This window comes from Shinella sp. AETb1-6 (assembly GCF_009826875.1).
Taxonomy (GTDB): domain Bacteria; phylum Pseudomonadota; class Alphaproteobacteria; order Rhizobiales; family Rhizobiaceae; genus Shinella; species Shinella sumterensis.
Window position 1 is genome coordinate 169,704 of the sequence record NZ_WUMM01000006.1, and the last position, 14,516, is coordinate 184,219.

The following is a 14,516-nucleotide window of genomic DNA, read 5'->3' on the forward strand; positions in this document are numbered from 1 at the left end:
TAAATGCTGACACGCGCGTCCAGCGACTTTGAATTGTATCAAGCGCCGTATTTTCGTTTCTCAATCGCCCCCAGGAATTCATCGCGTGTCTTAAAATTGTTCATGCTGGCGGCGGCGGTGGCAAGGGCTGAACGGATATCCTGAAACGCTTGGTCAAGAACCTCCACATCAAGCGCCGTAAGGCGATGATGGATGTACTGCGAGCGCATGCGATAGGCTTTTCTAATGTTATCCACTATCGCTTGGCGTTGCGCCGGCTCGGTGGTAATCAAAAATGCAATCCTTTCACCCACATTTTGCTGAATAGCTTCGCTCTGATCTCGGAGCATTAAACCCTCGATAGCTGAGAAAGCAAACACAAGTCGGTCAGCCATTTCCGGAAAGGTCGTTGCCCTGGAGAAGGCCAAGATTCCGGCACGGACGGCGCGCTTAAACTCTGTCAGTTCATCGACATTTAGCAGGCCGGCCACGGCATCGAGATAGTGTCGCTGCTTTAACGTCTCTACAGCAGCGCGGCTAATACCCCAGTAGTCGACGTTTTCAACGCTTACGCCGGTAGTATAAGAAAAAGCTCCGTTTGTTGTCGTTACAATAACGTGGTGTGTGGGTATCGTTAGCGAGCCGAGAGTTGCCACAGGAGACATTCTTGTTGAATTAGTAGTTGCACCGCAGAAGAAACGGAGGAGGCCAACGGCATCGCTGGCAAGATTTAGTGCGGCCTCGTTTGCGTAACCGACTTCCGCCAAAACGCTAAGTTCTATTGCTCCACATTGACGCATATCCTTACGCATTTGGGTTATCAGCGAAATTACATCATCTCTTTGATCATGATTTGGCGGTGCTAAACTCTCTTGCAACTGATCAAAGAAACTTGGCTTTAAAGGCACGACCTTGACAGTGCCAAATCCGAATCCCTCTTCAACAGCCAAATTTTGAACAGGAATTACTACGTCCCTGCGTACTATGTCTCTCCTAGCCATGGTCAGGAAATGAGAGCAAAACGAAAGGTCGCTCTGCGATTTTGTCTTTAAACGATACCAATCAACGAAGCATTTTCTAATGTAATCGGTGCTAAGAGAGTTTTTCGCCCATTTTGTTTTTAGAGCGGTGTCTATCAAGCTTCGCAGTTTTCCATAGTTATGCGGCCTCAATCCGTAAGGAGTTCTGTCAATCCACGAAAATACAAAACAGCTTTCCCCGGAATCATCGGGTAACCACGCCTCAGGCTCTTCCTCAATGTTCTCATCAGTTATTTGAATAGTGCTATCAGGCTCCCACCATCCAAAAAATTCCTTTTCCCGCTCTTGAAGTTCAATTTTTTCAACTAGACCAAACGTCTCCATCGCTGTTTTTTCCAAGGCTTCCTGTGCGCCTGGGTGCAATATTAAGGTGCTCTCCCATTCCTGGTCTTTAGTCATGTTTAATCCCGATCATCAAATGCCCGATATGATTTCTTGTCAGAATTGCTATGGAAAACAAGTAGACACCCCGACAAACAGGCACGGACGCGAGAGGACGGCGCTCGCCCTCTTCATGTGGAGGCCGCTATCGCTTCCGCCATCATGCGATAAACTGTGGATCGAGCCACGTTGAAGCGCTTGGCCACCGCCACGGGCTTATCCCCAGCCGCCAAAGCCGCCCTTATGGCATCCCCATCGACCGTCACGGGACGCCCCTTGTAGCGGCCCTCCTGCTTCGCTTTCGCGATGCCCTCAAGCTGCCGCTCTTTCCTAAGGTCCGTTTCAAACTCGGCAATGGCACCGAGCATGTTGAACATGAGGCGACCTGTGGGTGTCGTGGTGTCGATGTTCTGCTCGGTGGCGATGAGGTCAACGCCCTTGGCCTGTAGCTCCTGGGCGATGGCGTGGAGGTCCAAGACAGAGCGCGCCAGTCTGTCCAGGCGTGTGACCATCAACACGTCCCCCTTGCGGGCGAAGCGAATGGCGTCCGCCAGCTTTCCTCGCCCCTCGCGGCTGGTGCCGCTGGCCTTGTCAATGAAGACTTCCTCTGCACCGTGGCGATTGAGGAGGTCCACCTGGGCGGCTTCGTTCTGGCCGGTAGAGGAAACGCGAGCATAGCCGATTTTCATAAGACACCTTTTGTCCGATAAGGTCTAAGATGAAATCGGAATATCGTCCGATAAATCCGATGTCAATCCATATCGGACATTTTACGGCGCGGCTGCGTTGACCGAAGTGGGTATACCTTATCGGACAGTACGCCCTCAGGGCGCCAGAAGTCGCTTGATCAGCGCCTTTCCGGCCATGCTCAGGTGAAGTTCCGGGGTCTTCGCGCCAAGACTTCCTATGCGCTGCTCCACGAGGCCAAGCCCCGGCGTTCCGTGGCGGGTGACAGCAGCGAGCGCATTGACGTTGCGGGATACTGAGGATTGGCTGAGGTTCACTAGCTCACCGAGGTCGCGCTGATGGATACCCGGCCGCATTGCGATCATGAGAAACATCGAAGCCATCTGCATGGGCATCTCAGCGTTGATCTCTCGGAAGACCTCCGTATAACGGAATAATTCACGAAGCCCTTGCTTCGTCATAGCCCCACCGCGCCGCTCTTTCGTCAATTCCATATGCATCCTCCTGTTTGCCCGGAGGATGCCGGAGGGTGAGGGAAGGTCAAGACGGTAATCGCCCGGGATATCTATGGAAAACGAAGGTGCCGCAATGCGGGGCAGCGGTGGGAAGGGGGTACGGGGGGCCTCGCGCGGTTCCTCTATATCGATTGCCGCCTCGGATTTTTGCGGTAGAAAGGTCGCGACTCTTCAAGCCGGGGCGTTATCTGTGAGCCGATCTATTCCCAAGCTGGCACTGGCGTTCGCGCTAGCGATGCCGTGCGCTGCAAATGCCAGTTACATTTCCAACTACGCCAAATGGAAAGAGGTCTCCAAGGTTGAGCAGGCCGCTTATCTAGCCGGCGTGATGGACCACTGGACGCGGACCTCGGCCCCAGGTGAACCGCCGTGGATGAAGCCGCAGCGGACGGGGGTCAACAGATGCATACGGGAGCAGGAAATCAGCGCGTATATGCTCGTAGACCTCGTGGATGCCCACTACAAAGCCCACACACTCGATTGGCGAGTCCCCCCGGCTTCGGTCGTGACCCACGCCTTAATGGGGCTATGTCTGCTTGACGTAAACAGCGAACGCGAGAAGGCTGGGTTCAAGCCTTGGGAGCGCAAGCCTGCCCAGATTTCAGAAGACCACTAGCCACCAGTCTTGCGGATGGCCGGCAGCACCTCACGGGTTACCCAGTCTTGGAACTTGCGGGCCTCGGGTTTGTCCGAGCGCATGATGAGCTTGTAGAGGCCGCTTTCGGAGATGAACGTTGCGCCTCGGTTGGGGAAGCTAATGTGGACCTGCTCCACCATTGAACGCCCAACAAGAAACCGCTCATCGTCATCCAGGCCAGAGAGGTACTGCTTAGACGAGCCCTGCTTCGCCCGAAGGCCGAGTGCGTCAATGGCATCGACTGCCATGAACCACGGCTCTCTTCCCTTAATAAGGATACGCAGCTCAATGCCGTGGAAATTGAAAGTGCGGAGTTCATTGGTGTTGGTCATGGGTTCTCCTTGCGCCGCCTTGGCGCGTGATGAGAAACCCTGATCTCGACCTTGGCAACGCGGTCAGCACTGGCTAGCTTGTGGTCTGGCAGCGCTAGCCGCCACCGGCCCTGTTTTGCTAGAGGGGCAAGAAAACGAGGGTCACAGTGTCTGCATTGTGGCCCTCATCCTTTTCGCCGTTCGGTCTCAAACGGGCTTCGACTTCTGATACCGGCTATACGCATCCAGCCCAACACCACCGATCTTGAGCGCCGCTGCGAACGGGCTCGGGCCGGTTGCCCACGGCATTGATGCGATGCGATCACGGGCTTTCGCCTTGACGCCATCCAACTCCCTTGTGAGGTTCTGAGTGGTGAAGCCGGTGTTCTGCGAAATGCGGTCCTTTGCGGTGGCCTCCTTGCCATAGACATCAGCGAGGAGTGCATCGACTGAGAGACCGGACACCCCAGCTTCCCCGGCCGAGACCATAGCGGCGGCACGGGCTGCTCGGGCTTCACGAGCGATGTCTTGCTTCTGAGCGGACGCCGCATCCTCTTCCTGGATTTGCCGGGTCTGGATGTCGGTGTACTCACGGGCGGCGCTGAGATTGGCATTGCGCTGGTTCTCTTGCACCATCGCATTCTGCTGTTTCGCCGCCTGCTTCTCGCCCATGTAGCCGAAGGCTGTTTGAGCCGCGCCTAGCGCTGCGGCCATTATCGAAAATGGTTCACACATGACATGCCTCGCCTGCTAGTGAATTACGCATTGTTCGTTCCTTACTCTGTACGCTTCGCGGAGGGGGAGGTTGCCGGGACCAGCAGCGGGTACGGTGTATCCGGTAAGCTCGAAACCGAAGCGACGGAGCCGCTCAATTGCCACCTCATTTCGGCAATCCACCATCGCGGAAACGACCGGATGTGCCGTGTGTATGAGCGCAAGGTATCGCTGAATTTCCTTGCAAAGCGATTCTTCGTGGTCTCGCAGCTCATCACTGCCAAGGAGCCACAAGGAGGCCATCGCGGCATCTTGCGGATATGCCACGCTGCCAAACATGGCGACAGGGTTGCCATCCAGGTCAACAGCGGTCAGGCAGAAGATGGAATGGGAGAGTCCTCTTTCAAGGCTAACCGCAGCGGACGGGGAACCACAAGCCACGATGGCGTCCAAGTCCGCCTTGCAAAGTTTTGGCGCGAGAAAGACCACATCCTCGGGGAGCGAGGGGCGAACGGTGAGGGTGGCCGATGCGGTCGGCGGAGATAGTTCGGGGTTCATGAGAATCCTTGCGGGTGTCGCGGGCAGATAGCCATTGCCTGGATAGGCTTGGCGCTGCTGGGATGGGATGATGGACATGATTGATCGGAGGATCACCAAGGCCATACCTTAGTAATGTTTCGGGGGGGCGGGGGGAGAGGCTCCCTCCTATGGTGAGGGGTAATTCGCAGTTAGAAAAACAAACGCTCATGGGCCGCACGCACACTCCGTCCGTCGCCCATGTATCGCCGTGCTGCGGCATTACTGGCTAGCATGTCCGCAATTTCATTTTCGGGGTGCCCGGCGTGCCCTCGTACCCATTGCCAGTGAACATCGCGCGCGCCCAACGCCTTGTCGATACCTTCCCATAGATCGGCATTGGGCAGTGGCTTCGTGCCCCGCCACCAGCCTGTGGCCTTCCACTTCTCGAAGCCACCTAATGTCATCATCTCTACGATCATCTTATTGTCCATGGTGATGACAGCCGGCGTGTCGGTTTCAGGGGGAAGTTTGGAAAGGCCCTTGAGTGCCGCGGTCATTTCCATGCGGACGTTCGTCGTGTTGGGAGGCTGGTATCCAGCAAACGCGGCTTGCCTGATTGGCGTGTCACCTTCGCGAAGTTGGAGAACGACACCCCACCCTCCCGGGCCTGGATTGCCGGGGCACGCGCCATCACTGAAAATGGCGTAGTGTCGGCCCGCCCGGATGGATGTGAGCGAAAGTAGTTCATGCGACATGGCGTAGAATCCTCGTAGCGAGTCATGGGGCCGCATTCCCGCTGCGGATGCAGCAGGGCGGCTAATTGGTGAGAGATCGCGCCCATGGAGTCCTATGGGCGTTTTAGGGATTAGGGGTTTGCCCCCGGCCCTTGTGGACCGAGGGGATTGGGTTGGCGGGTGATCTTTGCGCGTTATCGGCGAGGGTCTCGTGACCATTCTGGCAACGGATGAATGAACGCCGAGAGTAGCTGGGAAACCCCGTTGAGGTTTTGGAACGGCAGGATGCGCGCCAGGGTGCGGGCATCCGATTGTGAGAAGCCGCCGCCGTGCGCGACCTTTCCGGCAACCCCAAGCCCTTCTAATGAACTCTGCAACAGGTCCGCCGAGGGATTGCCAAGGAAAGCATCGGACCCTAGCGCGGTGGACCGGGCGTCAAAAACCGGCTTACCCGTGATGGGACTTGCCAGAAATGTGTCCACCGCCATCGGCATGATGGTGGCCCAAGAGGAGTTCTGCACGCCCGCTGCTGCCAAGCTGCCGAGCGAAAGGCGCTTATCCAGGTATTCCTCCCGGTCGCTGCGGCCGATGCTGTTGAGGTACGTTCGCGCCATGTAGCTCATGGACGCCGCGAAGGTCGTGGTCAGGAAGGCCGTGGCCGTTGCAGTGTCCCGGAAGTTGAGGCCCTGGAGGGTCTGCTTCGTGTAGGCGGCGAGAACGAACGAGCGGAACTGGAGGAACGTCCTAGCCAGCGGCGCGGACATCCACATGGCCATCTGCCCGATGTCATTCTCCTGGATGATGGAGCGACTAAGGCGGAAGGAAGCGAACTCAAAGTTTGCCGCCGCATCACGGTCGGCCCACTTAGCGAGATTCAATGCCTTAAGCCGACCGTTCTCGAAGGTGGCATGCTCACGGATGCTCTTGTAGATCGCATCGGCGCGGGCCTCATCCAGGTTGAGCGCCTCAAGTCTCCTTGGGTTCATCTTGGTTTTCCCATGTGCCAACAAGGCGAACTTGTTCATGATCGCTCGGCCGGTCCAGCGCTGGAGCGCCGTGTTAACGGGAGCCATACCGGACATGGCTGAGACCGTCCGCTTGCCCTTATGGAGGGCGTCATCGATCCCCTTCATCACCGGGTTATTCCAGGTGTCGAGCGGGTTATCGAAGAGGTCTTCCCTCCTATGTGTTGCGTGACGCACCCAGTCCGCACCAACGCCCGTGATGTCTTCCCATTCCTGGGCAAGCGCATCGTCGAGTTTGCCGGTCTTGGCATTGCGCCACATTGCACGGAACGATGGCACGTTGGTGAGCGAAGCCTTTAGCCCAAGCTGGGAAACGGTGTTCATGGTTTCCGAGAGCTGGGCGAAGCCAACCTGACCCATGACCCGGATGAAATTGTAGTCGCGGGTCATGCGGAGGAGCTGGCTCCATTCCGAGCCCTCATCCCAAGTGGGCTTCCCCACGATGGTGTTATAGACCCAGTTGAGGCGCTTGATGTCCTTCAAGGTCGCGCCCTGGACACCCTTCTGGTCGCCCACGTCCGTCACCCGGCTCATGAGCGTCTGCCATTCGCCATCCGAGGTGATGCCTTTGACGAAGTATTCATCGGCAGCGTCACCCGGCTTCCACTTCGGATTCTTGATCTCCATGCGCGCCATGGCGATGCGGCCCGACATCTGGCGCGAGTAGCTGCGAATGAGCGTATCAGCATCGTTCACGAACAGGTCGGAGATGCGGACGAACTGCGACCCAGGCTGGCCATTGGAAAACGGGAGCATGAGCCCGAAGTTCTCATCATAGAAGGCGCGCCGTTTGCCGTGCTTGCCTGCGCCGTCCTTCTTCCCCGGCTTCATGTGGCCCACGAGGGCGTCTATGTCCACCTCGGAAAGGTCGGTGTCCTGGAGGAGGTTTGCCTTGAGAGCGTCTAGGTCCTCCCCTGAGAACGCACGAGACATTTGCTGGAGTTCGCCGGCTGAAAGCGAGTGGAGCTTCCGCACATAGTTGTAGGCGAACTTATCGGCCAGCTCTTCGGTGATCTCCTCATTGACCTCACGAATGCCTCGGGCAATGAGGCCGGAGAGTGTGCGGTGACCGAAGCGCGTGAGGTGTTCCTGGATAGCACCAAGGTCGAAGATGCGCGGGACATAATGGTCATTGCGGGTCATCCCCTCAAAGCCCCGAACGGGACGCAAGGTGCGACCGTCTATGAGGCCGGGGTTCGCCGCGATCTCCGCATAGTTGCCGAGGACATCCCGGAGGATGGCACCCTGCGCTTTCACGGCCGGGTCGTATTCCACCATCAAATCGCGGTCACGGGCAAAGGCCGTCACCTGTCGATGGAACTCGTCCCGACTGAGTTCAGGGTTGCGCTCACGGAACTGCTTCCAGTTGGCCTCATTGGCGGAAGAACCAGCTATCATCCAGGCGGAAGAAGTCCCGCCGCGTTAACTGAGCAAGCTCATTGATTCGAGCGCCGGAGTAAGCCGACAGCCAGGGCAGCCACCGTAGTTCCGGTGCCGATTCTTTCCGGGCCGCGAGCAGCACCGTTGCGGCTTCCTCCATAGTGAAGGTGCGGGCATCGCTGGCAACTGTCTGATAAGCGGGGGCCTTCACGATGTCCAAAGGATTGCCAGCAGGATAAAGCTCCCCGAGGCTGTGTTGACGCGCCCACTGTAGAATCGTGCGGAGATTCTGGAGGCGTTGCTTTACAGTGTTATTGGATAGCTTGGCCTTTTCCAGCATGGCTTGTTTCCACGCATCGGCCTCGCGCGCCGTGACCAACGTGGCATCATCGCTCTTGCGGAAATCCCGGAACTCCTCGGCTGCAATGCGGAACTTTTTCGTGGTGGTCTCTCGCATTGGAACGGCGTTCTTGCCTGCGGACTTCTTCATCTATCACGCTGGAGAAGGTGGTGCCGCTTCCAGGAGCGTCACGGGGAACGGGGGCAGGGGGCGCTGAAACGGTTGGGGCGAATGCCGGGTATTTGTTGGTTTCCCCAGTATCCGAATAGTCACCACCGGCCTTATTGAGGTTCACAAGGGCTGATTCATCCAGGGCCTGGGCAACAAGATGGAGCAGTGCCGGCCGTTGATCGGCGGGGATAGAGATAGCCTTTTGTGCGAGCTTTATATCAACGAGCGGCCCAAAGCGGCGCTCCATATCGATGGCGATGGTGTCGCCGCTCGGCACCTTAAGCGGGTGCAGGCGCCCGTCACGCGCCTTGCTACTCGCCACCACGACAGCGGCCCAAGTTTGTGTCTGGCCTGGGGCATCGTCGAACGCGGCGACAAACACGCTGCGGACCTCGCCCGCCAAGGCCAGCATTTGCTTGTGAGAAAGTGGAGTGGGTGCCGACCGCATCGCCTGCCAAAAGGACAGGAGTGCGGCATAAGCCTCACCGAAGCGCGCCTTGGCGGTCGCGGCATCGCCGGTCTCAAGGGATAGCTTCACGCTGGTGCCGGGTTTCACCGGACGCCATACACCCGCCACTGGCAGGTGGATAGTTCGTCCTGGGGCTAGCTTAAGCAGGTCTTGGGGAACGCGAACGCGGAGATAATAGCGTCTGCCGATAAGGACAGGTGAAGACATTGCAAGGCTCATTGTGTACCGCCGCTGTGTACCAGTGGGACGGCCGGAACTCAAGCAATTCCAATATGTTCAATCATTTCAAGGGGATGAAATGGTGGGCGATGAGAGACTCGAACTCCCGACATCCTCGGTGTAAACGAGGCGCTCTACCAACTGAGCTAATCGCCCGCCGCGTTGGTGGCTGTGATCTATGCGGAACCGGATCGAACCGCAAGAGGCAATTGCAAAGTTTTCTGCATTTTTTTGAAGGGTGCGGTGATGATGCGGGAGGGTGTGGAAACATTTCGTGCGGCGTCATTCTTTTGTCTTGAAACCTGCTTGACACCCAAAGGCGAACCCCGTAGTTAGCCGCTCATCGAACGGCCAAGGCCGCTCGGGACGGATGCCTTGTCATCCGGTCGTTTTCGAGGAATGCGGGTGTAGCTCAGTCGGTTAGAGTGCCGGCCTGTCACGCCGGAGGTCGCGGGTTCGAGCCCCGTCACTCGCGCCACTCGAAAGGCCGGACCATCATCCGGGACTTAAGGTCCAAAAGATGCGCGGGTGTAGCTCAGTCGGTTAGAGTGCCGGCCTGTCACGCCGGAGGTCGCGGGTTCGAGCCCCGTCACTCGCGCCATTCTTCTTTCTCTTCCCGTTTCTTCCTGCTTTTTCTTCATGTGGAGAACGAGCTGCGATTTCCGCTTCTCACGCTGAATGTTTGCAGGCCTCTCCGCGTCTCGGATATAGCGACGCGTCAAAAAAGAGAGAGGATTCGCATGCGAAACATCACGATGATTCTGGCCGGGTGCGCTGCGCTCGTCGCGCTCAGCATTCTGTTCGGCTCCTGGTTCACCGTCGATCAGGGGGAGCGCGGCGTGATCCTGCGCTACGGCGCCATTTCCGGCACGGCCGAGCCGGGTCTCGGCTTCAAGCTGCCCTTCATCGATTCGATCGTGCGCGTGTCCGTACAGTCCAAGGCGGTGGTCTATGAGAAGATGGAAGCCTACAGCCGCGATCAGCAGCCGGCGGAGATTCGTCTTTCGGTGAACTATCGCATACCCGCCGACCGCGTGCAGGAAGTCTACGCCACCTATGGTGGGGAGGACGGGCTTCTGTCGCGCCTGATCGAGCGCAAGGTCTTCGAGGAGACGAAGACGGTGTTCGGCCGCTTCAATGCGGTGACGGCGATCCAGGAGCGCGGACGGCTGAACGCGGAAATCGCCTCCGCCATCCAGCAGGGCGTCTCCGGCCCCGTCCTCATCGATAGCGTTCAGATCGAGAACATCGATTTTTCGGATGCCTACGAGGCAAGCATCGAGCAGCGCATGCTGGCCGAGGTCGAGGTGCAGCGCCTGCGGCAGAACGCCGAGCGCGAGAAGGTGCAGGCGGAAATCACGGTGACGCAGGCGCGCGCCCAGGCCGATGCGCGGCGTGCGGAGGCCCAGGCGCAGGCCGATGCCGTCAGGCTGGCGGCGCAGGCCGAATCGGAAGCGATCCGCCTGCGCGGCGAGGCGGAGGCCGAAGCGATCAAGGCGCGGGGCGACGCGCTGAAGGACAATCCCGGCCTCGTGGCGCTGACGCAGGCGGAGAAATGGGATGGCCAGCTGCCGCGCACCATGCTGCCGGGCGGCGCCGTTCCCATGCTCAACCTCAACCCGAATTGAGGGTTCAATCCAAGGCGACAAAGGCGCAGGCGCGGTTTTGGCCCGCGCCTGCGGCGAAACGCCCCGAATGCCGCCCGTCATGAAATCGTAACGATTTAAACGGCTTCCCGCGGGCTTTCGCCGCTCCTGTCTCAAAAGCGAAGATTGATTGCGGCGAAAGCGGGACAAAGCCTTGCGCGGGGGCGCTCGCTGCGCTAACGACAGGGCGTTGCAACATACTTTATCGGCTTGCAGGTCTTGAACCAACAGGCGTCTCTCCGGCGCCGATCGCAGGCAGGATGGACGCCAATGACTGAACTTCTCGGTTCCTATATTCCGATCGCCATCTTCATCGGTATCGCGCTTGTGATCGGCCTTGCGCTGCTGGTCGCGCCGTTTGCCGTCGCATACAAGGCCCCTGATTCGGAAAAGCTTTCCGCCTACGAGTGCGGCTTCAACGCTTTTGACGATGCGCGCATGAAATTCGACATCCGCTTTTATCTGGTGTCGATCCTCTTCATCATCTTCGACCTCGAAGTGGCCTTCCTCTTCCCCTGGGCCGTTTCCTTCGGCGACCTGGGCTGGTTCGGCTTCTGGTCGATGATGGTTTTCCTCGGTGTCCTGACCATCGGCTTTATCTACGAATGGAAGAAGGGAGCACTCGAATGGGAGTAGCATCCAACACGCTCGTCGCGCCGCAGCCGAAGGGGATCATCGATCCCTCGACCGGCAAGCCCATTGGCAGCAACGATGCCTTCTTCGGCGAGATCAACAACGAGCTCGCCGACAAGGGTTTTCTCGTCACCTCCACGGATGAGCTCATCACCTGGGCCCGTACCGGCTCGCTGATGTGGATGACCTTCGGCCTGGCCTGCTGCGCCGTCGAGATGATGCAGCTTTCCATGCCGCGTTACGACGTGGAGCGCTTCGGCTTTGCGCCGCGCGCCAGCCCGCGCCAGTCCGACGTCATGATCGTCGCCGGCACGCTGACCAACAAGATGGCGCCCGCGCTCCGCAAGGTCTATGACCAGATGCCGGAACCGCGCTACGTCATCTCGATGGGCTCCTGCGCCAATGGCGGCGGCTACTATCATTATTCCTACTCGGTGGTGCGCGGCTGTGACCGCGTGGTGCCGGTCGACATCTATGTACCAGGCTGTCCTCCCACGGCGGAAGCGCTCCTCTACGGCGTGCTCCTGCTGCAGAAGAAGATCCGCCGGACCGGTACGATCGAGCGTTAAGGGCAGGGGACTTTAGATATGAGCGAAGCTCTGCGGGAGCTCTCCTCCCACATCGGCGAAGTCGCCGGCGGCCTGGTGTCGTCCGCCGACATCGCCTATGGCGAACTCACCCTGAAGACCGACGGCGCGCGCGTCGTCGAGCTTCTGACCTTCCTGCGCGATGACGTGCAGTGCGGTTTCGTCAATCTCATCGATATCTGCGGCGTCGACTGGCCGGCGCGCGCCGAGCGCTTCGACGTGGTCTACCACCTCCTGTCGCCGCGCCAGAACCTGCGCATCCGCGTCAAGGTCGCGACCGGCGAGGACGTTCCCGTTCCCTCGGCCTGTTCCGTCTATCCGGGCGCCGACTGGTTCGAGCGCGAAGCCTACGACATGTACGGCATCCTCTTCACCGGCCACCCGGACCTGCGCCGCATCCTCACCGACTACGGTTTCGAGGGGCACCCGCTGCGCAAGGACTTCCCGACGACCGGTTTCGTGGAAGTGCGCTATGACGACGAGGTCAAGCGCGTCGTGTACGAACCGGTCGAGCTGAAGCAGGAATTCCGTAACTTCGACTTCCTCTCCCCCTGGGAAGGCACGGACTACGTGCTGCCGGGGGATGAGAAGGCGAAGACGAACTGATTAATGTAACCGCGAATAGCGAGTAGCGAATAGCGAATAGTTATCGCCGAGACGAAGGAGAAGCAGACGGTAAACTCCTATAAGGAACTCCGAGTCTGGCAGGTGGCGATAGAACTCGCTGTCGAAGCCTATAAGACCACTGGAGATTTTCCGAGGAGTGAGCTTTACGGGTTGACGTCCCAGATGCGAAGAGCGGCCGGCTCCGTTGCGGCCAATATAGCGGAAGGCCATGGACGAGAGACCACAGCTCATTTCATTCAGTTTCTGAGATTTTCTCAAGGATCCTTGAAGGAGTTCGAGACCCATTTGATCATAGCCAACAGGGTAGGCTTTTTAGAGGATCATAAGTTCAAAGAACTGATCGATCGCTCGGAAGATATCGGAAAAATGTTGCGCGCTCTGATCAGAAGTCTGCAGGACAAGCTATGAATCGATCGACGAACACTATTCGCTATTCGCTATTCGCTACTCCCTCCCAGCGCGGAGCGCGCCCATGAACGAGCACAACGTTCGCAATTTCAACATCAACTTCGGCCCGCAGCATCCTGCGGCGCACGGGGTTCTCCGTCTGGTTCTTGAACTCGACGGCGAAATCGTCGAGCGCGTCGATCCGCATATCGGCCTGCTGCACCGTGGCACCGAGAAGCTGATCGAGACGAAGACCTATCTTCAGGCCGTTCCCTATTTCGACCGCCTCGACTACGTCGCGCCGATGAACCAGGAACATGCTTTCGCGCTGGCCGTCGAGAAGCTGACGGGCACGGAGGTTCCGATCCGCGGGCAGCTGATCCGCGTGCTCTATTCGGAGATCGGCCGCATCCTGTCGCATCTGCTCAACGTCACGACCCAGGCCATGGACGTCGGCGCGCTGACGCCGCCGCTCTGGGGTTTCGAAGAGCGCGAAAAGCTGATGGTGTTCTACGAGCGTGCCTGCGGCGCGCGCATGCACTCGGCCTATATCCGTCCGGGTGGCGTGCATCAGGACCTGCCGCACGAGCTGGTGGAAGATATCGGCAAGTGGATCGACCCGTTCCTGAAGACCGTCGACGATATCGACGCGCTTCTGACCGGCAACCGCATCTTCAAGCAGCGCAACGTCGATATCGGCGTCGTGAAGCTGGAAGACTGCTGGGCCTGGGGCTTCTCGGGCGTGATGGTGCGTGGCTCGGGCGCGGCCTGGGACCTGCGTCGCTCGCAGCCCTACGAGTGCTATTCCGACCTCGACTTCGACATTCCGATCGGCAAGAACGGCGACTGCTATGACCGTTATGTCATCCGCATGATCGAGATGCGCGAATCGGCGAAGATCATGCGCCAGTGCGTCGACCGCCTGCTCGGCGACGCCAAGGTCGGCCCGGTCTCCTCCATCGACGGCAAGATGGTTCCGCCGAAGCGCGGCCAGATGAAGCGTTCGATGGAAGCGCTCATCCACCACTTCAAGCTCTATACCGAAGGCTATCACGTGCCGGCGGGCGAGGTGTATGCGGCCGTCGAAGCGCCGAAGGGCGAATTCGGCGTCTATCTCGTCGCCGACGGCACCAACAAGCCGTATCGCTGCAAGATCCGCGCCCCGGGCTATGCCCACCTGCAGGCGATGGATTTCATCTGTCGTGGCCACCAGCTTGCCGACGTCTCGGCGATCCTGGGCTCGCTGGATATCGTGTTCGGCGAGGTTGACCGCTGATGCCGAAAGCCGCCCTTGCCATCGTCGCCGCTGTCCTGACCGCCGTGCCTGCGCTTGCGCAGGAGGGCGGCGAGGGCAACGCGTCGTCGACGATCGGCCAGCTGGCGGGGCAGGGCTATGAGATCAAGGCGGCGGCGCCGAATGGCAGCCGTTACGTCCTATTCATGCAGAAAGAGAAGTCTGTCTACGCCTGCGAGTTCGTCAACACGACGAGAACGCAGTGCCGGCAGATTAACTGA

The 14,516-nt window shown here is 58.8% G+C and carries 17 protein-coding genes and 3 tRNA genes; 9 read left to right on the forward strand and 11 right to left on the reverse strand.

From position 1 onward, the window contains the following. Positions 1 to 38: 38 nt before the first annotated feature. The 11 genes from GR158_RS12715 to GR158_RS12765 form a co-directional block, all read right to left on the reverse strand. Complete coding sequence (locus GR158_RS12715) at positions 39 to 1,418, reverse strand: HEPN domain-containing protein (protein ID WP_160871374.1); 1,380 nt, start codon at positions 1,416 to 1,418, stop codon at positions 39 to 41. A 113-nt stretch (positions 1,419 to 1,531) separates the two neighbouring features. Beyond that, on the reverse strand, positions 1,532 to 2,089 hold the full coding sequence (locus tag GR158_RS12720) for a recombinase family protein (RefSeq protein ID WP_160871375.1): 558 nt from the start codon (positions 2,087 to 2,089) through the stop codon (positions 1,532 to 1,534). 135 nt (positions 2,090 to 2,224) lie between these two features. Then, a complete protein-coding gene (locus GR158_RS12725) occupies positions 2,225 to 2,581 on the reverse strand; it encodes a MarR family winged helix-turn-helix transcriptional regulator (protein ID WP_160871376.1) in 357 nt (118 codons plus the stop codon). Between the two features lie 633 nt (positions 2,582 to 3,214). Further along, positions 3,215 to 3,571, reverse strand: a complete 357-nt coding sequence (locus GR158_RS12730; protein ID WP_160871377.1) for a BRO family protein — start codon at positions 3,569 to 3,571, stop codon at positions 3,215 to 3,217. 186 nt (positions 3,572 to 3,757) lie between these two features. After that, positions 3,758 to 4,285 carry a hypothetical protein gene (locus GR158_RS12735; RefSeq protein WP_160871378.1) on the reverse strand — a complete coding sequence of 176 codons (528 nt, stop codon included), beginning with the start codon at positions 4,283 to 4,285 and terminating at the stop codon, positions 3,758 to 3,760. Positions 4,286 to 4,300: 15 nt separating this feature from the next. Then, positions 4,301 to 4,900: a hypothetical protein gene (locus GR158_RS12740; RefSeq protein WP_160871379.1), complete on the reverse strand. Its 600-nt coding sequence runs from the start codon at positions 4,898 to 4,900 to the stop codon at positions 4,301 to 4,303. A 92-nt stretch (positions 4,901 to 4,992) separates the two neighbouring features. Further along, on the reverse strand, positions 4,993 to 5,736 hold the full coding sequence (locus tag GR158_RS12745) for a ribonuclease HI (RefSeq protein WP_371731642.1): 744 nt from the start codon (positions 5,734 to 5,736) through the stop codon (positions 4,993 to 4,995). Then, the gene (locus tag GR158_RS12750) at positions 5,712 to 7,940 is read right to left on the reverse strand and encodes a hypothetical protein (protein ID WP_160871381.1); all 2,229 of its coding nucleotides are present in this window, start codon (positions 7,938 to 7,940) and stop codon (positions 5,712 to 5,714) included. The genes GR158_RS12745 and GR158_RS12750 overlap by 25 nt, the downstream gene beginning before the upstream one ends. Beyond that, the gene (locus tag GR158_RS12755; protein ID WP_160871382.1) at positions 7,915 to 8,379 is read right to left on the reverse strand and encodes a hypothetical protein; all 465 of its coding nucleotides are present in this window, start codon (positions 8,377 to 8,379) and stop codon (positions 7,915 to 7,917) included. The genes GR158_RS12750 and GR158_RS12755 overlap by 26 nt, the downstream gene beginning before the upstream one ends. Further along, positions 8,309 to 9,121: a DUF6538 domain-containing protein gene (locus GR158_RS12760; protein ID WP_371731643.1), complete on the reverse strand. Its 813-nt coding sequence runs from the start codon at positions 9,119 to 9,121 to the stop codon at positions 8,309 to 8,311. The genes GR158_RS12755 and GR158_RS12760 overlap by 71 nt, the downstream gene beginning before the upstream one ends. An 80-nt stretch (positions 9,122 to 9,201) precedes the next feature. Further along, positions 9,202 to 9,277 (reverse strand) — tRNA-Val (locus GR158_RS12765). Between the two features lie 245 nt (positions 9,278 to 9,522). Here GR158_RS12765 and GR158_RS12770 point away from each other — a divergent pair. From GR158_RS12770 to GR158_RS12810, 9 genes are all read left to right on the forward strand, one after another. After that, positions 9,523 to 9,599 (forward strand) — tRNA-Asp (locus GR158_RS12770). A 46-nt stretch (positions 9,600 to 9,645) separates the two neighbouring features. Beyond that, positions 9,646 to 9,722 (forward strand) — tRNA-Asp (locus GR158_RS12775). A 139-nt stretch (positions 9,723 to 9,861) separates the two neighbouring features. Beyond that, entirely contained in the window at positions 9,862 to 10,749 is an 888-nt protein-coding gene (locus tag GR158_RS12780; RefSeq protein ID WP_160871384.1) for a prohibitin family protein, read from the forward strand. A gap of 288 nt (positions 10,750 to 11,037) precedes the next feature. Further along, positions 11,038 to 11,403, forward strand: coding sequence for an NADH-quinone oxidoreductase subunit A (locus GR158_RS12785; RefSeq protein WP_134652287.1), 366 nt, complete (start codon positions 11,038 to 11,040; stop codon positions 11,401 to 11,403). Next, a complete protein-coding gene (locus tag GR158_RS12790; protein ID WP_134652285.1) occupies positions 11,394 to 11,969 on the forward strand; it encodes an NADH-quinone oxidoreductase subunit B family protein in 576 nt (191 codons plus the stop codon). Before GR158_RS12785 ends, GR158_RS12790 begins: the two co-directional genes overlap by 10 nt. A gap of 18 nt (positions 11,970 to 11,987) precedes the next feature. After that, positions 11,988 to 12,593, forward strand: coding sequence for an NADH-quinone oxidoreductase subunit C (locus GR158_RS12795; protein ID WP_134652283.1), 606 nt, complete (start codon positions 11,988 to 11,990; stop codon positions 12,591 to 12,593). A 42-nt stretch (positions 12,594 to 12,635) separates the two neighbouring features. Further along, positions 12,636 to 13,022 (forward strand): four helix bundle protein, encoded by a 387-nt coding sequence (locus tag GR158_RS12800; RefSeq protein ID WP_160871486.1) that lies wholly within the window; start codon positions 12,636 to 12,638, stop codon positions 13,020 to 13,022. A 64-nt stretch (positions 13,023 to 13,086) separates the two neighbouring features. Then, the gene (locus GR158_RS12805) at positions 13,087 to 14,277 is read left to right on the forward strand and encodes an NADH-quinone oxidoreductase subunit D (protein WP_134652282.1); all 1,191 of its coding nucleotides are present in this window, start codon (positions 13,087 to 13,089) and stop codon (positions 14,275 to 14,277) included. Further along, positions 14,277 to 14,516 carry a hypothetical protein gene (locus GR158_RS12810; RefSeq protein ID WP_134652280.1) on the forward strand — a complete coding sequence of 80 codons (240 nt, stop codon included), beginning with the start codon at positions 14,277 to 14,279 and terminating at the stop codon, positions 14,514 to 14,516. Before GR158_RS12805 ends, GR158_RS12810 begins: the two co-directional genes overlap by 1 nt.